Annotated in this window: 19 protein-coding genes; 8 read left to right on the plus strand and 11 right to left on the minus strand. The window is 71.4% G+C overall.

Annotation, left to right across the window (positions count from 1 at the left end; all coding sequences use genetic code 11):
- Nucleotides 1-107: 107 nt before the first annotated feature.
- Together AC0680_RS24105 and AC0680_RS24110 are read right to left on the minus strand one after the other, a co-directional pair.
- Nucleotides 108-587 carry an ABA4-like family protein gene (locus tag AC0680_RS24105; protein ID WP_478632206.1) on the minus strand — a complete coding sequence of 160 codons (480 nt, stop codon included), beginning with the start codon at nucleotides 585-587 and terminating at the stop codon, nucleotides 108-110.
- Nucleotides 584-1,510 (minus strand): hypothetical protein, encoded by a 927-nt coding sequence (locus AC0680_RS24110; protein WP_478632326.1) that lies wholly within the window; start codon nucleotides 1,508-1,510, stop codon nucleotides 584-586. The genes AC0680_RS24105 and AC0680_RS24110 overlap by 4 nt, the downstream gene beginning before the upstream one ends.
- A 196-nt stretch (nucleotides 1,511-1,706) precedes the next feature.
- On the opposite strand from AC0680_RS24110, the gene AC0680_RS24115 reads away from it, so the two are divergent.
- Both AC0680_RS24115 and AC0680_RS24120 read left to right on the plus strand, forming a co-directional pair.
- Nucleotides 1,707-2,360 (plus strand): MerR family transcriptional regulator, encoded by a 654-nt coding sequence (locus AC0680_RS24115; protein WP_478632209.1) that lies wholly within the window; start codon nucleotides 1,707-1,709, stop codon nucleotides 2,358-2,360.
- A gap of 99 nt (nucleotides 2,361-2,459) precedes the next feature.
- On the plus strand, nucleotides 2,460-2,897 hold the full coding sequence (locus AC0680_RS24120) for a phage tail protein (protein ID WP_478632210.1): 438 nt from the start codon (nucleotides 2,460-2,462) through the stop codon (nucleotides 2,895-2,897).
- A gap of 35 nt (nucleotides 2,898-2,932) precedes the next feature.
- Here the strand turns inward: AC0680_RS24120 and AC0680_RS24125 are convergent, their stop codons facing one another.
- Together AC0680_RS24125 and AC0680_RS24130 are read right to left on the minus strand one after the other, a co-directional pair.
- Complete coding sequence (locus AC0680_RS24125; protein WP_478632213.1) at nucleotides 2,933-3,784, minus strand: siderophore-interacting protein; 852 nt, start codon at nucleotides 3,782-3,784, stop codon at nucleotides 2,933-2,935.
- A gap of 49 nt (nucleotides 3,785-3,833) precedes the next feature.
- Nucleotides 3,834-4,748 (minus strand): 5'-3' exonuclease, encoded by a 915-nt coding sequence (locus AC0680_RS24130; RefSeq protein WP_478632328.1) that lies wholly within the window; start codon nucleotides 4,746-4,748, stop codon nucleotides 3,834-3,836.
- Between the two features lie 227 nt (nucleotides 4,749-4,975).
- Between AC0680_RS24130 and AC0680_RS24135 the strand changes: the two genes are divergently transcribed.
- The gene (locus AC0680_RS24135) at nucleotides 4,976-6,148 is read left to right on the plus strand and encodes a quaternary amine ABC transporter ATP-binding protein (protein WP_478632215.1); all 1,173 of its coding nucleotides are present in this window, start codon (nucleotides 4,976-4,978) and stop codon (nucleotides 6,146-6,148) included.
- Nucleotides 6,141-8,738: an ABC transporter permease/substrate binding protein gene (locus tag AC0680_RS24140; protein ID WP_478632218.1), complete on the plus strand. Its 2,598-nt coding sequence runs from the start codon at nucleotides 6,141-6,143 to the stop codon at nucleotides 8,736-8,738. The genes AC0680_RS24135 and AC0680_RS24140 overlap by 8 nt, the downstream gene beginning before the upstream one ends.
- A gap of 141 nt (nucleotides 8,739-8,879) precedes the next feature.
- Here the strand turns inward: AC0680_RS24140 and ehuA are convergent, their stop codons facing one another.
- From ehuA to ehuB, 4 genes are read right to left on the minus strand one after another with little or no spacing between them, the layout of a single operon-like run.
- Nucleotides 8,880-9,707 carry an ectoine/hydroxyectoine ABC transporter ATP-binding protein EhuA gene (gene ehuA, locus AC0680_RS24145; RefSeq protein ID WP_478632220.1) on the minus strand — a complete coding sequence of 276 codons (828 nt, stop codon included), beginning with the start codon at nucleotides 9,705-9,707 and terminating at the stop codon, nucleotides 8,880-8,882.
- Nucleotides 9,697-10,314, minus strand: coding sequence for an ectoine/hydroxyectoine ABC transporter permease subunit EhuD (gene ehuD, locus AC0680_RS24150; RefSeq protein ID WP_384431236.1), 618 nt, complete (start codon nucleotides 10,312-10,314; stop codon nucleotides 9,697-9,699). Before ehuD ends, ehuA begins: the two co-directional genes overlap by 11 nt.
- 32 nt (nucleotides 10,315-10,346) lie before the next feature.
- On the minus strand, nucleotides 10,347-11,078 hold the full coding sequence (gene ehuC / locus AC0680_RS24155) for an ectoine/hydroxyectoine ABC transporter permease subunit EhuC (protein WP_478632223.1): 732 nt from the start codon (nucleotides 11,076-11,078) through the stop codon (nucleotides 10,347-10,349).
- Nucleotides 11,075-12,013 (minus strand): ectoine/hydroxyectoine ABC transporter substrate-binding protein EhuB, encoded by a 939-nt coding sequence (gene ehuB, locus AC0680_RS24160; protein ID WP_478632225.1) that lies wholly within the window; start codon nucleotides 12,011-12,013, stop codon nucleotides 11,075-11,077. Before ehuB ends, ehuC begins: the two co-directional genes overlap by 4 nt.
- A gap of 130 nt (nucleotides 12,014-12,143) precedes the next feature.
- Between ehuB and AC0680_RS24165 the strand changes: the two genes are divergently transcribed.
- Nucleotides 12,144-12,644 carry a DUF3830 family protein gene (locus AC0680_RS24165; RefSeq protein WP_478632227.1) on the plus strand — a complete coding sequence of 167 codons (501 nt, stop codon included), beginning with the start codon at nucleotides 12,144-12,146 and terminating at the stop codon, nucleotides 12,642-12,644.
- On the opposite strand, the gene AC0680_RS24170 is transcribed toward AC0680_RS24165, so the two are convergent.
- Both AC0680_RS24170 and AC0680_RS24175 read right to left on the minus strand, forming a co-directional pair.
- Nucleotides 12,625-14,046 carry an amidase gene (locus AC0680_RS24170; protein WP_478632229.1) on the minus strand — a complete coding sequence of 474 codons (1,422 nt, stop codon included), beginning with the start codon at nucleotides 14,044-14,046 and terminating at the stop codon, nucleotides 12,625-12,627. The two genes, AC0680_RS24165 and AC0680_RS24170, sit on opposite strands and share 20 nt — an antisense overlap.
- 82 nt (nucleotides 14,047-14,128) lie before the next feature.
- Nucleotides 14,129-15,103 carry a D-2-hydroxyacid dehydrogenase gene (locus AC0680_RS24175; RefSeq protein ID WP_478632231.1) on the minus strand — a complete coding sequence of 325 codons (975 nt, stop codon included), beginning with the start codon at nucleotides 15,101-15,103 and terminating at the stop codon, nucleotides 14,129-14,131.
- A 207-nt stretch (nucleotides 15,104-15,310) separates the two neighbouring features.
- On the opposite strand from AC0680_RS24175, the gene AC0680_RS24180 reads away from it, so the two are divergent.
- The 3 genes from AC0680_RS24180 to AC0680_RS24190 all read left to right on the plus strand — a co-directional run bounded on the left by AC0680_RS24180 (nucleotide 15,311) and on the right by AC0680_RS24190 (nucleotide 18,337).
- A complete protein-coding gene (locus tag AC0680_RS24180; protein WP_478632232.1) occupies nucleotides 15,311-16,234 on the plus strand; it encodes a maleate cis-trans isomerase family protein in 924 nt (307 codons plus the stop codon).
- A 145-nt stretch (nucleotides 16,235-16,379) separates the two neighbouring features.
- The gene (locus AC0680_RS24185; RefSeq protein WP_478632234.1) at nucleotides 16,380-17,105 is read left to right on the plus strand and encodes a maleate cis-trans isomerase family protein; all 726 of its coding nucleotides are present in this window, start codon (nucleotides 16,380-16,382) and stop codon (nucleotides 17,103-17,105) included.
- 104 nt (nucleotides 17,106-17,209) lie between these two features.
- Nucleotides 17,210-18,337 carry an LLM class flavin-dependent oxidoreductase gene (locus AC0680_RS24190; protein WP_478632237.1) on the plus strand — a complete coding sequence of 376 codons (1,128 nt, stop codon included), beginning with the start codon at nucleotides 17,210-17,212 and terminating at the stop codon, nucleotides 18,335-18,337.
- Nucleotides 18,338-18,414: 77 nt separating this feature from the next.
- Here the strand turns inward: AC0680_RS24190 and AC0680_RS24195 are convergent, their stop codons facing one another.
- Complete coding sequence (locus tag AC0680_RS24195) at nucleotides 18,415-20,211, minus strand: putative bifunctional diguanylate cyclase/phosphodiesterase (protein ID WP_478632240.1); 1,797 nt, start codon at nucleotides 20,209-20,211, stop codon at nucleotides 18,415-18,417.
- Between the last annotated feature and the right edge of the window lie 357 nt (nucleotides 20,212-20,568).

The following is a 20,568-nucleotide window of genomic DNA, read 5'->3' on the forward strand; positions in this document are numbered from 1 at the left end:
GCCCCGGCACTGCGGCGGCGCCGCGTTCCCGTACGCAGGGGGCGCGGCGCCGCCGTGTTCACCGGAGGGCGACCGGCCCGTCGGGACTCCCGCCACGACTCTTGTTGTCAAGGAGTGGAGAGCCGTCGGTGTGCCGCGGGGTGCCGCTCTCCGGTGGCGCGGCGCCTGCGGAGGCGGACGGCCGCGCGCAGACCGAGGAAGAGCAGCACGCCGAGGGGGGAGAGCAGCACGGTCAGCACCAGCAGCGGCCCCATCACCAGCGGATGGATCCCCAGGGCGCGGGCCTCGCGGTACATCCACTGCCCCAGGAACAGATCCCAGGCGATCACCTGCGCCCAGATCGCACCGGCGCCGCCGCCCAGCCGCAGCAGTTCCTGGAACGCCGCGAGGCCGGGGTGGCTGACGGCGGCCCACAGCTGCGGGAAGACCGGGACTGCCAGGGCGAGATAGACCGCGAGGACCGGCACCATTGGCAGCGGCGAGGCGGCGATCCGGTCGGTCCAGCGCCATCCGGGGGCCAGGACCAGCAGCGCCCAGAACGGTGCCGCGAGCAGGAAGGCCAGGTCGAAGAGGGTACGGTCGCTCATGCGGTCAACTCCGGTGCGGGGGTGGCGGATTCCGTGCTGCGGTCGTCTTGGGTGGGGGCGTCCGCGGGTCGCCGCAGCGCCGCGTACGTCCCGATCGCGGCGGCCGCCCCGATGGCACCCAGCGCGCCCAGCGTCAGCGCGTCCGGATGGACCAGCGCCTGGCCGCGCAGCGCCTGCCAGGTCACCAGCGCCAGCAGCGCGGTGAGGAGACCGGCCGCGACCAGCACCAGCCGCAGTCGCACCCGCTCGTGCCGCAGCCGGGCGAACCGGCCGGCCAGTGCCTCGATCCCGTACAGGAACAGGGGCAGCGCCTGGAGGGCGTGCATGCCGACGAAGTGCGGGATGCGCAGATCGCCGCCGGTGGTGTTCCAGCCGGTCAGCGGCATGGCCGGACCGCCGTCGGGGACGCCGACGCTGTGTGCGCCGACGACGGTGCTCAGTTGGCCCGCGGCCTGTTGCTGCGGGGTGGGCGCCAGCATCAGCCCGCCGAGCAGCAGCCCGGCCAGTGCGATCAGCAGACCGAGCCGGATCGCCCAGGTCGCGGCCCGGTCGCCGAGGCGGGCCCGGAAGAGCAGCAGCGCGATGACGAGGGTGGCCGTCCACAGGACCACGATGGTGAGGCCCATGACGACGAACAGGCCCTGGTCCAGGGGGGTTTCGATGTTGAAGTGGCTGCGCCGGCCGCGGATCGCCTGTCCGGTGATGATCGCCATTTCGATGGTCCCGGCGGCCACGACGGTGTGTGCGGCCCATTGGGCGGCCCGGCTTCGGACCGGGCGCCGGGACAGCATCCAGGCGAGCGTCAGCCCGTAGGCCACGAACGACACCGCGAACTTCAGCGGCTTGAACCAGATCGGTGCGCCGGCCAGGACCCGGTCGTCGACGACCAGGCCGACCGCCGCGACGACCGCGAGCGCGGCCATCGCCCAGGAGAAGGCGAGCAGCGAACGATATCTGGACATACGGGTCCCCCTGAAGCGAAGAATGGATAGTGGCGCTTACCGCTATCTGATAGCTGGACTATCTATGATGGGGACCGGATTGGCAAGGCCGGGAGCGGGCGGGGCGCCCCGGGAGGCAAGGAGCGCCGGGCGGTGGCCGGGCGCGGGAAAGGGCGGCATGCGCATCGGGGAGTTGAGTCGCGCGACCGGCGTCGCGGTTCCGACGATCAAGTACTACGTCCGGGAGGGGCTGCTGCCCGCGGGCCGGCTGAGCAGCCCCAACCAGGCCAGTTACGACGAGAGCCACGTCCGCAGGCTGCGGCTGATCCGCGGGCTGATGGACGTCGGCGGGCTCTCGGTCTCGGCCGTCCGCGAGGTGCTGGCCGCCGTCGACTCCCCCGGCGAGTCGGTGCACAAGGTGCTCGGCGCCGCGCAGCTGGCGATCACCCCGCCGCCGACCGCCACCCCGGACGGTATGGAGGAGGCGCGGGGCAAGGTCGCGGCGCTGATCCGCCGGCGCGGCTGGCGGGTGGAGCCGGAGAACCCGGCGGTCGAGGCGCTGGCCGTCGCGCTGGCCACCTTCCGGGGCATCGGGCACGGCGAGTTCGAGGAGATCGTCGACGACTACGCCGAGGCCTGCGAACGGGTGGCCACCGCCGATCTCGCATGGGTGGGCCGCAATGCGGAGGTCGACGGCCTGGTGGAGAGCGTGGTGGTGGGGACCGTACTGGGGGACGCGGTCCTCATGGCGATGCGGCGGCTGGCGCATGTGGAGGCGTCGGCGCGCAGGTACGAGCAGGGGGAGGGCCGGGGCGGGCCGGACCAGGGTTGAGGTGCGCTACCTGGCCCGCCGTCGGTCGTTGTGAGGAGTGGTCAGGCGGCCGGGGGGCGTCCCCGGCCGCCCACGCGCGAACCGCAGGAGGCCCTGCCCATGTTGACCGGCGATGCTCTCACCAGCCATACCTTCACGATCGAACTCGGCAAGTTCCAGGTGGAGACCCTCCAGGACGTCTCCGGACTGACCCTGGGTCAGGACGTGGTCGAGGTGCGGCAGGTCTCCTCGACCGGCGAACTGATCGTGCGCAAGCAGCCGGGCGCCCTCCGGGCCGGCGAGGTCACGCTCACCCGTGGCATGGACAAGAGCACGGCGTTCACCGACTGGATCAAGTCCAGTCTGGACGGCGACGTCGACGGTGCGCGGCAGAACGTCACCATCACCGTGTCCGACGCCGCCAAGCAGCCGGTCCGGCGGATCCACCTCGCCAACGCCTGGGCGTCCTCCTGGACGGGCCCGGAGCTGGACGCGACCGGCTCCGGGCCCGCCACGGAGACGGTGACCCTCGCCTACGAGGACCTCTCCGTGGAGTAGCCGGGCGGTGTGGCGGGGGTGCGCGGTGACGCCGCTCAGGCCGCCGCGGGCGACTCCTGCTCGGCCTCCACCTGCTGGTTCCAGTCGCGCTTGGAGGCCTGCCAGCCGTCCTCGTCGTGGCCGGCGCGCCAGTAGCCGGAGATGGACAGGGACTCGCGGGGGACGCCGCGCTCGACGCGCAGCAGGCGGCGGAGTTCCTTGACGAAGCCGGCCTCGCCGTGGACGAAGGCCTGGACCCGGCCGGCCGGGAAGTCCAGGGCCTGTACGGCGGCGACGAGTTCGCGGCCGACGGGGGCGCCGCCGCGGTGGAGCCAGGTGATCTCGGCGCCGGCCGGGGCGGCGAGGTCCTGGTGCTCCTCCGGGCCGGCGACCTCGATGAAGGCGTGCACCGGTACGCCCGCGGGCATGCGGGCCAGGGAGGCCGCGATGGCGGGCAGCGCGCTCTCGTCGCCGGCGAGGAGGTGCCAGTCGGCGCCGGGCTCGGGGGCGTAGGCGCCGCCGGGGCCGAGCAGGAAGATCTCCTCGCCGGGCTTCGCGGCGGCGGCCCAGGGGCCGGCCAGGCCCTGGTCGCCGTGCACCACGAAGTCCACGGTCAGCTCGCGGGCGTCGCCGTCCCAGGCGCGCACGGTGTACGTACGGGTCCGGGGCCAGCGGTCGCGCGGGAAGTCGGCGCGGATCTGCGCGATGTCGAACGGCTCGGGGTACTCCACGCCGGGCAGCGGGAAGACCAGCTTGACGTAGTGGTCGGAGTACTCGCCCGCGGCGAACTCCGCCAGCCCCTCACCGCCCAGCACCACGCGGACCATGTGCGGGGTGAGCCGCTCGGTGCGCTGTACCCGGGCGCGGTGCACGGCGGGCTTCTTGCGGGACGGACGCTCTGCTGCCACGGCGGTCTCCCCTGATCCGGTACTTGTTAGGTATACCTAACCTAACAGGTCATCGGTGGAGGGTGACGAGCAAACGGTGCAGGGCGCCGCCCAGACCCCACCGTGTGGCGAGCGCTTCCAGCCACTCGGGGTCGGCCGGCTCGGTGGGCAGGGTGTGATCGACGTCCGGGACGGCGACGTCGCCGGCCACCTTCACCACCTTCGGGGCGACGGCGACGTACGGGCGCGCCTCCAGCAGGCGCTTGCGCTGGGCGGGGGTCACCTTCGAGGCGGGGTCCTCGGCGGCGGCCATGATGCCCGCGAGGTCGCCGTAGGAGGCGAGCAGCTTGGCGGCGGTCTTCTCGCCGATCCCCGGGACGCCGGGCAGGCCGTCGCTGGGGTCGCCGCGCAGCAGTGCCAGATCGGCGTAGCCGGGGCCGTCCACACCGTACTTCTCGCGCAGCAGCGCCTCGTCGGTGATCTGGAGCGTGCCGACGCCCTTGAGGGGGTACAGCACGCGGACCCCGCGCCGGTCGTCGACGAGCTGGAACAGGTCGCGGTCGCCGGTGACGATGTCCACCGGGCCCTTCGCCTGCGCGGTCAGGGTGCCGATGATGTCGTCGGCCTCGTAGCCGGCCGCACCGATACGGGCGATGCCGAGCGCGTCCAGGACGTCCTCGATGACCGGGACCTGCGGCGAGAGGGTGTCGGGGATCTCCTCCTCGTCGGGCTCCGCGGACCCGGCCGGGGCCTCTTCGGCGACCCGGTGCGCCTTGTAGGTGGGGATCAGATCGACCCGCCACTGGGGGCGCCAGTCGAAGTCCATGCAGGCGACCAGGTCGTCGGGGTGGTGGTCCTGGACGAGCCGGGCGATGAAGTCCAGCAGGCCGCGTACCGCGTTCACCGGCGTACCGTCCGGCGCCTTGACCGATTCCGGTACCCCGAAATAGGCGCGGAAGTAGAGAGAGGCGGTGTCGAGGAGCATCAGGCGTCGAGTCACACCTCGCATGATGCCGTATGCCCCATACGTCGCATCGTTGTGATCTAGAACACCGTCGTGTTTGAGCCGTATAAGGGCGGGCAGGCGCGCAGCCGGTGCGGACCCGGTGGAGATCCAAACTTTTCACCGGTGAAGGCGGGCCGAACCCGTCCCGCACCACGACCTGCCTGCGGGGGTGGCAGGTCGTTTCTCGTGCGACAAGAGAGGTTTATGTGTCCAGGCTGCAAGCCGAGCACCTGTACAAGGTGTTCGGCAGAAGACCCGAGGACGCGGTCCGCTCCCTCGAAGCCGGCGCGAGCCGGGACGAGCTGCGCACCGAAGGCACCACCGCCGCCGTGATCGACGCGTCGATCGAGGTGGACGAGGGCCAGATCTTCGTCGTCATGGGTCTGTCCGGATCCGGTAAGTCCACGCTGCTGCGCATGCTCAACGGGCTGCTGGAGCCGACCGCCGGAACCGTCCGCTTCGACGGCCAGGACCTCACCTCGCTCAGCGACCGGGAACTGCGCAAGGTCCGCTCCGAGAAGATCTCCATGGTCTTCCAGCACTTCGCGCTCTTCCCGCACCGCAGTGTGCTGGAGAACGCCGCCTACGGGTTGGAGGTGCAGGGCGTGCCGCGCGCCGAGCGCGAGCGGCGCGCCACCCAGGCGCTGGCCCTGACTGGGCTGGAGGGCTGGGAGAAGTCCTGGCCCGACGAGCTGTCCGGCGGTATGCAGCAGCGCGTGGGCCTGGCCCGGGCGCTGGCCACCGACGCCGACCTGCTGCTGATGGACGAGTCCTTCAGCGCGCTCGACCCGCTGATCCGCCGCGATATGCAGGACCAGCTGCTGGAGCTGCAGAAGACCCTGAAGAAGACCATCGTCTTCATCACCCACGACCTCAACGAGGCGATGCGCCTCGGCGACAAGATCGCGGTGATGCGGGACGGGCGGATCGTCCAGACCGGCAGCGCCGAGGACATCCTCGTCCGGCCCGCCAACGACTATGTCGCGTCCTTCATCCAGGACGTGGACCGCAGCCGGGTGCTGACCGCCGGCGCGATCATGACCGGGACCGGCACGGTGCTGGGCACCACGGCGCCGGACGGGCGCGAGCTCGCCACCGAGGCGGAGTTCCGGGCCGCCGCGCCCGCGACCGTCGGCCTCGACACCCCGCTGGCCGAACTGTTCGCCCCCTGCTCCACCAGCACCGTTCCGGTCGCCGTGACCGACGACGAGGGCGCGCTGGTCGGTGCCGTGCCGGCGGAGCGGCTGCTGGCCGTGCTCGGCGAGTCCGGCGCGGCCCAGGACCCGGCCCCGGCCGTCGCCCCCGCCCGGTCCGTGGCGAAGACCGCCGCCAAGGCCGCGGACAGCGAGCCCAAGGGCAAGGTGATCGCCGGTGCCTAGGATCCAGATAGGCAGCTGGGCCAATGACGCCGTCAACTGGCTGCGCGACAACCTCGACTGGCTCTTCACCCTGATCACGAAGGTCCTGAACGGCCTCTACGACGGGATCCACACGGTCCTCGCCGGGCCCGAACCGCTGCTGCTGGCCGGCATCCTCGCGGTGCTCGCCTGGTGGCTGCGCGGTCTGCCGGCCGCCCTGCTCACCTTCCTCGGGTTCGCGCTGATCGACTCGATCGAGCAGTGGGGCCCGACCATCGAGTCGCTCTCCCTGGTCCTGGTGGCCTGCCTGATCACCGTCGTGGTCGCCGTGCCGCTCGGCATCTGGGCGGCCCGCAGCCGGGTCGTCGGCGGTGCGCTGCGCCCGGTCCTGGACCTGATGCAGACCATGCCGGCGATGGTCTACCTCATCCCCGGCATCCTCTTCTTCGGCCTCGGTGTGGTCCCCGGCATCGTCGCCACCATCGTCTTCTCCATGCCGCCCGCGGTCCGGATGACCGAGCTCGGCATCCGGCAGGTCGACCAGGAACTGGTCGAGGCCGCCGAGGCGTTCGGCACCCACCCGCGGCGCACGCTCTTCCGCGTCCAGCTGCCGCTGGCGCTGCCCACGATCATGGCCGGCATCAACCAGGTCATCATGCTGGCGCTGTCCATGGTCGTCATCGCCGGCATGGTCGGCGGCGGCGGACTGGGCTCGTCCGTCTACAACGCGATCAGCTCGGTCAACGTGGCGCTGGGCGCCGAGGCGGGCCTCGCGGTCGTCATCCTCGCCATGTACCTGGACCGGATGACCGGCGCGCTCAACCAGCGGGTCTCCCCGCTCGGCCGGCGGGCGCTGGCCAAGGCGCAGGCGGCGCTCGGCGGACTGAAGTTCCTGCAGTGGCGGCCCGCCACGTCCGTGGCGACGGTCGGTGTGGTCGTCCTCGCGCTGGTCGCCGGCGGGATGGGCGTGTTCGGCAAGGGCGGCGGCCAGGGCGGCGGCAACGGCCGGCCGATCAGCCTCGGCTACGTCAACTGGGACGAGGGCAAGGCCACCACGTACCTGTGGAAGGAGATCCTGGAGCAGCGCGGGTACAAGCCCAAGGTGCAGGCCCTGGAGGCCGGTCCGCTGTTCGCCGGGCAGGCCCGAGGTGACGTAGACGTCCAGACCAACGCCTGGCTGCCGACCACGCACGCCTCGTACTGGAAGAAGTACGCGGACCAGCTGGAGGACCTCGGCGCCTGGTACGACAAGACGTCGCTGGAGATCGCGGTGCCGTCCTACGTCAAGGGCGTCAAGACCCTCGACGACCTCAAGGGCAGGGGCGGCGAGTTCGGCGGCAAGATCACCGGCATCGAGCCGGGCGCCGGCGAGATGAAGATCCTCAAGGAGAAGGTCCTCAAGGACTACGGCCTGGGCGGCGAGTACCGGGTCCAGGAGTCCAGCACCGCCTCCATGCTCAGCGAGCTGGACCGCGCCGTGCACCAGAAGAAGCCGATCGCGGTCACGCTGTGGTCGCCGCACTGGGCCTACGACAAGTACCCGCTCACCAAGCTCAAGGACCCCAAGGGGTCGTTCGGCTCCGGTGACAGCCTGCACCTGCTGGGCCGCAAGGGCTTCGCGAAGGACGAGCCCGAGGTCGCCCGGTGGATGAAGAACTTCCACCTGGACGAGAAGCAGCTCACCAGCCTCGAGAACGACATCAAGAGCGCCGGCGAGGGGCATGAGCAGGACGGCGTCCGCACCTGGCTGAAGAAGAACCCCGGCCTGGTCGACAAGGTCGCGCCGGGCGGCGAGGCCACCTACGCCAAGGGCAGGGACGCGGGCCGGGCGCCGAACATCGGCTACCCCGCCTGGGACGAGGGCATCGCCACCACCTACCTGTGGAAGAACGTCCTGGAGAAGCGCGGCTACCGGCCGAACATCCGCAACCTCGACATCGGCCCGATGTGGACCGGGCTGTCCACCGGGCAGATCGACGTGGAGACCGACGCCTGGCTGCCGGTCGCGCAGAAGCAGTACTGGGACAAGTACGAGAAGGACCTCGTCGACGTCGGACCGTGGTACGACAAGACCTCGCTGGAGATCGCGGTGCCGTCCTACGTCAAGGGCGTGAAGACCCTCGACGACCTGCGCGCCCACAAGGACGAGTTCAAGGGCAAGATCATCGGAATCGAGCCCGGTACCGGCGAGATGAAGCGGCTCAAGGACACCGTCGCGCCGGCCTACGGCCTGGAGGACTTCGAGGTCACCTCGGCCGGTACCAGCGCGATGCTCGCCGAGCTGGACCGGGCGTACCAGAAGAAGGAGCCCGTCGCGGTCGTGCTGTGGTCGCCGCACTGGGCGTACAGCAAGTACAAGCTCACCAAGCTCGCCGACCCCAAGGGCACCTGGGGTGCCAACAACCAGATCAAGACGGTCGGCAACAAGAGCTTCCCGGAGAAGTTCCCGGAGTTCCACGGCTGGCTGAAGAACTGGAAGATGAGCGCCGACGAGCTCGGCAGCCTGGAGAAGGCGATCCAGGACGCCGGCAAGGGCAACGAGGACAAGGGCGTCGAGAAGTGGATCGACGACCATCCGGGCATCGTCGACGAGATGGCGCCGGTGAAGTAGGCGCCCTGGGCGCGTAGTTCACCTGTGGGGGGGGGGGGGGGGGGGGGGGGGGGGGGGGGGGGGGGGGGGGGGAGGGGGGGGGGCCCCCCCCCCCCCCCCCCCCCCCCCCCCACCTCTCTCACCGCGCCCATGGCGCGCGGTTCAAAGCACGGCGCTCAGGAACTCCCGGGTGCGTTCGTGCTCCGGCTCGGTGAAGATCTTCTCCGGGGAACCGGACTCGATGACCCGGCCGGCGTCGAACATCAGGACGTCGTCGGAGATGTCCCGGGCGAAGTTCATCTCGTGGGTGACGCACAGCATCGTGATGTCCGTGGTGTGCGCGATGTCCCGCAGCACGTCCAGCACCCCGGCCACCAGCTCCGGGTCGAGCGCCGAGGTCACCTCGTCCAGCAGCAGCACCTGCGGGCGCATCGCCAGCGCGCGGGCGATGGCGACCCGCTGCTGCTGGCCGCCGGAGAGCTGGGTGGGGTACTTGTCGAGGTGCTCGGTCAGCCCCACCAGGTCCAGCAGCTCGCGGGCCCGCTCCTCGGCGGCGTCCTTGCTCATGCCCAGGACGTGCACCGGCGCCTCGGTGATGTTGCGCAGCACCTTCATGTTGGGGAAGAGGTTGAACTGCTGGAACACCATGCCGATGTTCTTGCGGACCTCCCGGGTGTGCTTCTCCCCGGCCGGTACGAGCCTGCCGCCCTTCTCCTCGTGCGTCAGGTACTCGCCGCCGACCTTGATGGTGCCCTCGTCCGGCTTCAGCAGCGTCATCAGCAGCCGCAGAATCGTGGTCTTGCCGGATCCGGACGGGCCGATGAGGGTGACGTGCTTGCCCGAGGAGACGGTGAAGTCCAGCGCGTCCAGGACGGTGTTGGCCCCGAAGCGCTTGGTGACGTTGTCGAAACGGATCAGCTCGCTGCCCTCACCCGCGGGGGCCGCCGCTTCCTCGGAGTGGTCCTTGGGGGAATTGCTGTCAGCGGACAAGACGACGCTCCAGGGCTCGCAGAAGCAGGGAGGTGGGGTAGGAGATGACGACGAAGAGGATGCCGACGACGGTGATCGGCTCCAGGTAGTCGAAGGTGGTGGCGCTGATGCTGTTCGCCTGGAAGAGCATGTCGGCGACGGTGATGCCGGCCAGCATCGGCGTGTCCTTGAACATCGCGATGACGTAGTTGCCGAGCGCGGGCACCACCCGGCGGAACGCCTGCGGCAGGATCACCGCGATCCAGGTGCGCCGGCGCGGCAGGCTCAGCGCCGTGGCGGCCTCCCACTGGCCGGGCGGCACGCCGTCGATGCCGGCGCGGTAGACCTCGGCGGTGTACGTCGAGTAGTGCAGGCCCAGACCGATCACGCCCGTGGTCAGCGGCGCGAAGGTCAGCCCCCAGCTCGGCAGCACGAAGAACAGGAAGAACAGCTGCACCAGCAGCGGGGTGTTGCGGATGAATTCGACGACGGCGCTGACCGGCCAGGTCACCCAGCGGCTCGGCGAGCGCAGGGCCAGCGCCCACACCAGCCCGAGCGCGAAGGCCACCAGTGAGCCGTAGATCGTCGCCTGGACGGTGATCCACAGCCCCTTGAGGAGGTCGGGCATGATGTCGCCGATGTAGCTCCACGACCAGTTGTTCACGGCTTACCTCCGGTGGCCAGCGCCTCGGGTCCCTGCTTCTCGACGGGCAGCTTGCGGGAGAACCAGCCCTCGCCCTTGGGCACCGCCCGGCCGACCGAGGCCTTGGCGCGGCGCTCCAGCACCCGCATGATCCGGGTCACCAGGAACGCGACCACGAAGTACAGCACGAGGATGATTCCGTAGACCTGGGCGCTCTGGCCCGTCGACAGCCGGGCCAGCTTGGCCTGGAAGGTGAGCTCGCCGATGGACAGCAGCGACGCCAGCGCGGTGCCCTTGAGCAGCTCGATCAGCAGGTTGTTGAACGGCGGCATCATCTCGGGAACGGCCTGCGGCAGCAGCACCTTGCGCAGCCGCTGCCAGGGCGAGAAGCTCAGCGCGATGGCCGCCTCCCGCTGGGCGGCCGGCACCGCCTGGAGGGCGCCGCGCACGATCTCGGAGCCGTACGCGCCGTACGACAGGCCCAGGGCCAGCGTGCCCGCCCAGATGCCGACGAGCTGCCAGCCCAGCAGCGGCAGCGCGAAGAACAGCCAGAACATCAGTACCAGCGCCGAGGTGCCGCGGAAGAACTCCACGTACACACCGGACAGGAAGCGCACGATCCAGAAGCGCGAGGTGCGCGCCAGGCCGATGCCGAAGGCGACAGCGGCGGCCAGGGCGGCGCTGTAGACCATCAGCTGGACGGTGATCCACAGCCCCTCGAAGAACAGTCCCCACAGCGCAGAGGTCACTTGTTACAGAGCTCCTTCGCGGTGAGGTCGGTCATGAACTCCTCGGTGAAGCCGTACGGCTTGGCGATCCGCAGCAGCTCGCCGCTCTTCTTCATCTTGTGCAGCTCGCGGTTGAAGGCGTCCCGCAGCTTGGTCTCGCCGATCCGGAAGCCGTAGCCGCCACCGTCGCGCTGGGGCTTGCCGTCGACCTTCGGGGTGAACGGCGCGGTCATCTCCACCTTGGGGTGCTGACCGGTCTTCAGGGCCTCGATCATGGTCAGGGCGGTCCCGGCGAAGGCGTCGATCCGGCCCGCCTCCAGCGCCTCCATGCCGGCGATCTGGTCGCCGTAGGTCTGGATCGCGCCCTGCTTGACGCCGTTGCCGACCGCGTAGTCGATCTCCGCGTAGCCGATGCCGGTGCCCATGCGCAGGCCCTGCTTGGCGATGTCCGGATAGTCCTTGATCTTCTTCGGGTTCCCCTTGGGGACGAGGAAGGCGTCCTTCGACTCGTAGTCCGGGTCGGAGAAGAGCACCGCCTGGCAGCGCGCCTTGTTGATGAACATGCCCGCGACGATCACGTCGTACTGGAAGGAGTGCAGGCCGGGCACGAGCGCGCCGAACTCGACCGGCACCGGCTCGAAGTTCTTGATCCCCAGCCGCTGGAAGATCGTCTTGGCCACCGCCGGCGCCTCGCCGGTGAGCTCGCCCTTGCTGTTGATCGAGGCGTACGGTGGTTCGCTGGCGATGCCCATCCGCACGGTGCCCTTGCTGCGCAGGTCCTCGAGCAGATGGCCGCCGCCCGTCGCGCCGGTGACGTCGACCCGGGAGCAGCCGGCGGACGCCCCGGCGACACCCGCCGCGCCGAGCGCCGCCACCCCCGCGAGCAGCGATCGGCGGCGGATGCCGCGTGTCAATTGGCTTGTGGTTTCTGTGGTGTTCCATGGTGGTGGAGCCATGGGCGCGCGGCTACCCGAACGCCTGGCGAGTATGCCGATCGTTTCCGGCCCTTGATACAAGCGGTTGGGAGTCGTGCCGTACTGTTCCATGCCGTTCCGTACGCCGGGATTGCCCCCTACGATCCGAAGCATGACCGATCGCTTCATCGAAGTCTCGCTGGACAAGCGCGGCGTGCGCTGCACGGCGAAGTTGCTCGACGACCGCGCGCCGATCACCTGCAACGCCGTATGGGACGCCCTCCCGCTCGGCGGCGACGTCTACCACGCGAAGTACGCCCGCAACGAGATCTACGCCCTGCTGGCGCCGTTCGCGCCCGAGGAGCCGCCGCTGGAGAACCCCACGATCACCCCGATCCCCGGCGACCTGTGCTATTTCACCTTCAGCGACACCCAACTGGGCACCGCGTCCTACGGCTACGAGAGCCAGGCCGAGCACCAGGGCCGCGCCACCGTCGTCGATCTCGCGCTCTTCTACGAGCGCAACAACCTGCTGATCAACGGTGACGCGGGCTGGGTGCCCGGCATCGTGTGGGGCAGCGTCGTCGACGGCCTGGGCCGGATGGCCGACGCCTGCCAGGACCTGTGGCGGGCCGGCGCACTGGGGGAGACCCTCAACTTCCGGCGGGCCTAGGCGCCGGGATCTGTGCCACCCCCGCCTCGTAGAGGGCGTGCGCGGCGCGCAGCACCAGCGCGTCCGCGTGCCGCGCACCGACCAGCTGGACGCCGATCGGCAGCCCGTCGCCGTCCACCCCGCAGGGCAGCGACGCGGCCGGCTGCTGGGTGAGGTTGAAGGGGTAGGTGAACGGCGTCCAGCCCGTCCAGCGGGTGTGGCCGGATCCGGACGGCACTTCCGCGCCGGCCTCGAAGGCGGTGATCGGTTCGGTCGGGGTCACCAGCAGGTCGTAGGCGCTGTGGAAGCGCCCCATCGCCTGGCCGAGCGCCATCCGCGTGTCGACCGCGGCCAGATAGTCCAGCGCGCTGTAGCGGGCACCCTGCTCGCAGATCTCCCGCAGCCCCGGGTCGAGCAGCGCGCGGTCCGCGTCGTCCAGGTGCTGCACCACCCGCGCCGCCCCGCTGAACCACAGTGTGTGGAACGCCTCCACCGGGTCCGCGATGCCCGGGTCGATCTCCTCGACGGACGCGCCGAGCCCGGCGAGCGTCTCGACGGCGTCCCGCACCGCCGCGGCGACCTCCGGAGCGACGGCCACGTCCCAGCCGAGCGACGGGCTGTAGGCCACCCGCAGCCCGCAGACCGGACCGGCCAGCGCGTCCCGGAACGAGCCGGCGGCCGGCCCGAGCTGCGACCAGTCCCGCCAGTCCGGGCCGGTGATCACATCCATCATCAGCGCCGCGTCCGCCGCGTCGCGGGTCATCGGGCCGACGTGCGCCAGCGTTCCGAACGGGCTCGCCGGATAGTGCGGCACCCGCCCGTAGGTCGCCTTGAGCGCGAAGATCCCGCAGAAGGACGCCGGGATGCGCACCGAGCCGCCGCCGTCCGTGCCCAGGCTCAGCGGCCCGGCGCCCAGCGCCACCGCCGCCGCGCTGCCGCCGCTGGAGCCGCCCGCGGTGCGCTGCGGGGCGTAGGGATTGCCGGTCACCCCGTGCCGCGGGCTGTCGGTGACCCCCTTCCAGCCGAACTCCGGGGTGGTGGTCTTGCCGACGAACACCGCACCGGACTCCCGCAGCCGGGCCACCGACGGCGCGTCCTCCTCCCACGGCCCCTCGGCCCGCACCGTCCGCGAACCGCGCAGCGTCGGCGCGCCCCGCGTCAGCAGGATGTCCTTGACGGTGACCGGCACCCCGTCCACCGGACCGGCCGGCTCACCGGCCCGCCAGCGCTCCGCCGACTCCTTGGCGCCCGCCAGCGCCTCGTCCGCGTCGATCCGGGTGAAGCAGTTCGTGGCGGCCTGCGCGGCCTCGGCGCGTTCCAGGACCGCGCGGGCGGCCTCGACGGGGGAGAACTCGCCGGCGGCGTACCCGGCCGTCAGTCGGGTGGCGGTCAGGTCGGCGAGGTGAGTCGGTTCGGTGGTCATGCGTCCTCCGCGCGTCGGCCGCCCCGGGGCGGGGCGGTGGGTGGGGGCGCCGCGCCGCGCCGCGGCCCGGCGGTCCGCGCCGTCACTGCACCGGTACGTACCCGAGCCGCTTGTCGACGACGTTGTGCAGCGGCTCGCCGGCCGACCACTGGTCGAAGTTGTCCTGGAACTGCTCGGCCAGCGCATCGCGCCAGCCCAACGTGTCGCCGCTCATGTGGGGCGAGATGATCAGATGCGGCACGTCCCACAGCGGGCTGTCCGCCGTCAGCGGCTCGTGCTCGAAGACGTCCAGCGCCGCCGCCGCGATCCGCCACCCGCGCAGCGCCGCGACCAGGTCGTCCTCGACGACCAGCGGGCCGCGCCCGACGTTGATGAACCGCGCCCGCTCCGGCATCCGCGCGAACGCCGCCCGGTCGAACAGGCCGCGGGTGGCGTCCGTCAGGGGTGCCGCGCAGACCACCCAATCCGCCCGGGGCAGCAGGTCGTTCAGCGCGTCACTCGGGTGTACGAGGCCGAATTGCGGGTCGTCGCTCCGCTCCCGCCGGCCGACCAGATCGACCTTGACACCCAGTGCCAGGAGGGTGGTGCCGATGGCGCGGCCGATCGGCCCGGAGCCCACCACGACCGCGCGGGTGCCGCCCAGCCGCAGCGTCTCGCGGTGCTGCCAGCGCCGCTGCCGCTGCAGCTCCCAACTTCCGTAGAAGTCCTTGGCCATGGCGATCACCAGGCCGGCGACGTACTCGGCGATGGGCTGCTCGAAGACGCCGCGGGCGTTGGTCACGATCGTGTCGTCGGCGATCAGGGCGGGGCACAGCAGCCGGTCCACGCCCGCGCTCGCGGTGTGCACCCACCGCGGTCTGGGGCCCTCGCGGGGCCAGGCCTCGCGGATCGCGTCGGAGGTGAAGTCCCAGGCCAACAGCACGTCGGCGGTGGGCAGTAGCTCCGCCAGCGAGGTCTCGTCCGCGAAGATCACCCGGGCCCGGCCGGTCAGCCGGTCGAGCTTCGGCGGCGGATCGGACCCCAGGACGAGGACCGTGCTTCCGGTGCTTTCGGACATAGGCCAGAAACCGTTCTGAAACGTGAGCCCCTTTCACTGAAAAGGGGCGCCGACAGATGCCTGAGATGCGAGGATTGACCACGCTAAGAAGTCGTATCTACCGTGTCAACAACGGCATCTGTCCCGACGTCCCGGCTTGATCCGGCTGCACACCCTTCCCCCGGCCACTGGCCTGGCCGTCAGCCCTTCGTTTTCTAGGGGCCTTCAATGGACGTCTCCTTTCTGGGTGGTCCCCAGCCTCAGCTCGGTGTGGGCGTTGTCGCCCCTTTTGACTTCGCGCTCGACCGCGAGCTGTGGCGCTGGGTTCCCGACGACGTGTCCCTCCACCTCACCCGAACTCCGTTCGTGCCCGTCGAGGTCAGCCTCGACCTGGCCCGTCTGGTCAGCGAGCACGAAACACTGGACGCCGCCGTCCAGGCGCTGTGCGCGGTATCACCGCAGGTCATCTGCTATGCCTGCACCTCCGGCAGCTTCGTCGGCGGGGTCGCGGGCGAGCGGGCCATGTGCGCTGCCATGGCCCAGGCGGGGGAGGTTCCCTCCCTCACCACCTCGGGCGCACTGATCGAGGCGCTGCGCGAGATCGGCGCGCGGCGCATCGCGGTGGTCACGCCCTACACCAAATCGGTCACCGACTCCCTGGAGGACTATCTCGGCGAGGCGGGCATCACGGTCACCGGCCGCGCCTACCTCGGACTGACCCGGCACATCTGGAAGGTGCCCTACCGCGACGTCGTCGACATGGCCCGCGCGGCCGTGATCGGCGCCGCCGACGCGCTCTTCATCAGCTGTACGAACCTGCCGACCTACGACGTCATCCCGCAGCTGGAGGCCGAGCTGCGGATGCCGGTGCTGTCCGCCAATCAGGTGACGATGTGGGCCGCGCTGCGTGCCATCGGCGTACCGGCGGTGGGCCCGTACCAGGCGCTGCTCGATCCGGTGGCGCGCCGCGGCCCGGCCGCGATGAGCGGGTCGGAGCCGGTGGTGCCGCAAGGACCGGGAGCCGGCGCACCGCGGGCGACCCCCGAGGCGGCCTTCGCCGGACCCCCCGCGCCCCCGGAGGGGGAGCCGGTGGACGGTGTCGATCCGTCGCCCTACCCACCCGAGGATTCCGGTCCGCTGCCCCCGGTTTGACGGTCCCGGCCCCGGTCCCGGGCGCTGCCGGCGCCGCGCGTGCCGCCGGCAGCGCTCCTGCCCGACAGCTCACCGCACCCCCCGCGAGCGCACCCGCACCCTGAACACCACGGCACCCGCAGCCGCACACGCAAGGGAGACCTGAATGGCATCGGTCGGCTTCCTCTACCCCGGCCACTCCGCCGAGGACGACTACCCCCGGCTGGAGGAGATCCTGGGCGGCGCGGTCCGCCTGCCGCTCGTGCACACCGACATCGGCGAGGACGCCCACCGGGTCGACGCGCTGCTGGAGATGGGCTCCGCCGCCCGGCTGGCGGCCGGCGTGGCGGAACTCAAGGAGCGCGGCGCCCAGGCCGTCGTCTGGGCTTGTACGAGCGCCAGCTTCGTCTTCGGCTGGGAGGGCGCGCGCGTTCAGGTCAGGGAGCTGTCCGCCACCGCCGGCCTGCCCGCCTCCAGTACGTCCTTCGCCTTCGCGCACGCCGTCCGGGCGCTCGGCGTCCACCGGGTGGCGATCGCCGCGACGTACCCGGAGGACGTGGCCGAGCACTTCCGGTCGTTTCTGAAGTCCGCCGGTGCGGAGGTCGTCGCCACCCGCGGCAGCGGCATCATCACCGCCGCCGAGGTCGGCACCTGGGGCCGCGAGGAGGTGCTCGCGCTCGCCCGCGCCGGCGACCACCCGGACGCCGAGGCCGTGCTGCTGCCCGACACCGCCCTGCACACCGCCGCGCATCTGCCCGCCCTCGAAGCGGCACTGGGCAAGCCGGTGCTCACCGCCAATCAGGTGACGGCCTGGGAGGGGCTGCGGCTGCTGGACCGGACGATCTCCTGCCCGCGACTGGGGGCGCTGTTCTCGCCGACCCCCCGCCCGTAGCGGACCGCGCCGCACCGGCCGGGAACAACCGGCCGGGAATAAGTGGAGATCCTCTCCGGTTGTCGACCTCGCAGACCCAGCGCCAAGCGAGGAGGACCCGCACTGTGAGCGGCGAAGACGACGAGACCCGGGCCGGCCGCGAGGCGGGCCGCGACGGCGGCGACGGGATACGGGGCAGTGCCCAGGGCAGCGCCCCGGTCCCGCTGTCGGTGCTCGACCTGGTGACGGTGGGCGCGGGCGCCACCGCATCCGGCGCGGTGCGCACCGCCGTCGACCTCGCCCGTACGGCCGAACGCCGCGGCTTCCACCGCTACTGGGTCGCCGAGCACCACTCCATGCCCGGCGTCGCCTCCTCCTCCCCCGCGGTGCTGCTCGCCCATCTCGCCGCGCACACCCGGCGGATCCGGCTCGGCTCCGGCGGCGTCATGCTGCCCAACCACGCCCCGCTGGTCATCGCCGAGCAGTTCGGCACACTGGAGGCGATGGCCCCCGGCCGGGTCGATCTGGGCCTGGGCCGCGCTCCGGGCACCGACGGCGCCACCGCCGCCGCGCTCCGCCGGACCGAGCGCCTGCACGAGGGCGCCGATGAATTTCCGCAGCAGCTGGCCGAGTTGACCCGCTTCCTGGACGGCTCCTTCCCCGACGGGCACCCGTACGCCAAGATCCACGCGGTCCCCGGCCCGGTCCAGGCCACCTCGCCCGGCGGCGTGCAGTCCCCCCACCGGCCGCCGGTGTGGCTGCTGGGCTCCTCCGGCTTCAGCGCCCGGCTCGCCGGCACCCTCGGTCTGCCGTTCGCCTTCGCGCACCACTTCTCCGCGGCCAACACCGTCCCCGCGCTCGACCTCTACCGCGCCGCCTTCCGCCCCTCGGAGGTGCTCGCCGAGCCGTACGCCCTGATCGGGGTCGGGGCGCTGGCCGCCGAGGAGGAGCGCGAGGCCCGCCGCCAGGTGATGACCGGCGCCCTGGCCATGGTCCGGCTGCGCACCGGCCGCCCCGGCCTGGTCCCCAGCCCGGAGGAGGCCGAGGCCTACCGCTTCAACGAGTTGGAGCGCGGCTTCGTCGACAGCTGGCTCGGCAACGTCGTCCACGGCACCCCCGACGCGGTCCGCCAGGGCCTGGACGACCTCGCCAAGCGCACCGGCGCCGACGAGCTGATGATCACGGCCAACGTCCACAGCGGCGAGGCGCGCCTGCGCTCGTACGAGCTGATCGCGGACGCCTACGGCATATAGCCGCCCCAAGGGCTGTCCGACGGGTCATGGCCGGGCCCGCGCCCCGACCCGTCGGACAGGCCCTAGGCGTGGTGTCCCTAGATGAAGAGCGCCGCGACCCGTTCCGGGGCCACCGGCCTGGAGTACAGCCAGCCCTGGCCGGTGTCGCAGCCGATCCGCCGGAGGCGCTCGGCCTGCTCGGCGCTCTCCACGCACTCGGCGGTGACCGTCAGGCCCAGGCGGTGCGCCAGCGCCACCAGCGCCTCGACGATCATCTCGTCCGCCGGATTGGGGTGCTCCTGGGAGCGGAAGCCGTGGACGAAGGAGCCGTCCAGCTTCAGTACGGAGACCGGGAGGCGGCTGAGGTAGGCGAGGTTGGAGTAGCCGGTGCCGAAGTCGTCGATGGCGATGCGCACGCCCATGTCGCTCAGGGCCTGCAGGGCCTGGAGCGGCCGGCCGGCCGAGCCCATGACCGCCGACTCGGTCAGCTCCAGCTGCAGCAGCTCCGGCGGCAGCCCGGTCTCGGCGAGGATCCCGGCCACGTCCGCGACCAGGTCGGAGTCCCACACCTGACGCACGGCCACATTGACGCTGACGAAGAGCGGCTGGCCGCCGGGGTGCGCCAGCTGCCAGGCGCGCGCCTGATGGCAGGCCCGCTCCAGGACCCACCGGCCCAGCTCGACGATCGCGCCGTTCTCCTCCGCCAGTGCGATGAACCGATTCGGCGACAGCGTCCCGAACTGCGGATGCCGCCAGCGCACCAGGGCCTCCACGCCCTGTGCCCGGCCGTCACCGAGGCCGACGAGCGGTTGGTACTCCAGGGTGAACTCGCCGCGGTCGACGGCCGGGCGGAGCGTGCTGGAGAGCGCCTGGCGCGTCATCCGGTGTGCGTTGCGCTCCGGGTCGAAGAGCGTCCAGCGGGCCTTGCCGTCCTCCTTGGCCCAGTACAGCGTGGTGTCCGCGGCCTGCATCAGACCGGTCGCGGTGGTGCCGGTGGCGGCCCGCTCCACGACGCCGATGCTCGCCGACACCGACAGCCGCTGCCCGGCCAGATCGAACGGGCGCTGCAGCGCGTCGAGCACGCACTGGGCGAGCTCGGCCAGCTGGTCGGTGCCGGTGGAGTCCTCCACCAAAAGAGCGAACTCGTCACCGCCGAGCCGCGCCACCAGATGCTCGCCGCGCCCCGTCGCGCGCTCCACCGCGCTCTGCGCGCAGCGCGTCAGCCGCTGCGCCACCGCGCTCAGCAGCCGGTCGCCGACGCGGTGCCCGAGGGTGTCGTTGACGGCCTTGAAGCCGTCCAGGTCGAGGTAGCACAGCCCGATCCGGCCGGTGCCGGTCGGCTCGAAGGACGCCGTCTCCAGCGCCGTGGAGAGCCGCTCGAAGAACAGCGCACGGTTGGGCAGGCGGGTCACCGGGTCGTGCATCTGCAGATGCCGCAGACGGGCCAGCAGGTCGTGCCGGTCGCTGATGTCGGCCACCGACAGCAGCATCCGCTCCTCGCCGCTGAGCGGCTCCGGGGTGAGCGGCTCGACGGTCACCTCCACCCAGACCGAGTGCCCCTCGGGGTGTTTGAGGCGGCGGGTGCAGCGCAGCCGTTTGCTGCGGCCGCACAGTACCTCGCGGTAGGCGGTCCACACCCGAGGGTCGGCGCCGAGGTCGGTGAGGTCCGCCGCGGTGGCGGCGACCAGCTGGTCCGGGTCGGTGCCGACCAGCTCGCCGAAGGCGGGGTTGGCCGCGAGGACCAGCCCGTCGCGGTTGAGGACGGCCATCGCCAGGCGTCCGGCGTGGAAGGCGGCGCGATAGTCGCCGAGCGAGGCGGCGGTGTCGTCGCAGCAGCCGGTGGGGGTGCGCCGGGCGTCGGCGGATTCTTTGGTCGTGCCGTTACGTTCCGTCACTGAGGGCAGTGTCGCTCCGGGTGTGCGGCCCGGGCCGTCGGGGTGTCCGCTCACTGCTCGCTCCCGCATGGCGCTTGTCTCGTATGGAGGGTGCTTCTCGCGCTGGAAAGTGTGGCGATCATAGAGGCTGGCACAACAGCCGAGCCAGCGACGCAGCCGTGATCGTCGGCACCCATGACGGAACTTCAGCCATTTCTGCTCGGCTCTGTTCGTACTGATTGCCCCCTTGGTCGTTTGTGACTTTCCGTTACGAGACGGTGGGGACGCGCCGGTCACTCGTCTGGTCCTCCGAAACAGGACGAATAGCTTTAAATCCCGACAGGGTAGATGAGGTCTCCGAATCCGTCCCTGGAGGTA

It is taken from the genome of Streptomyces sp. NPDC043738 (genome assembly GCF_056436545.1).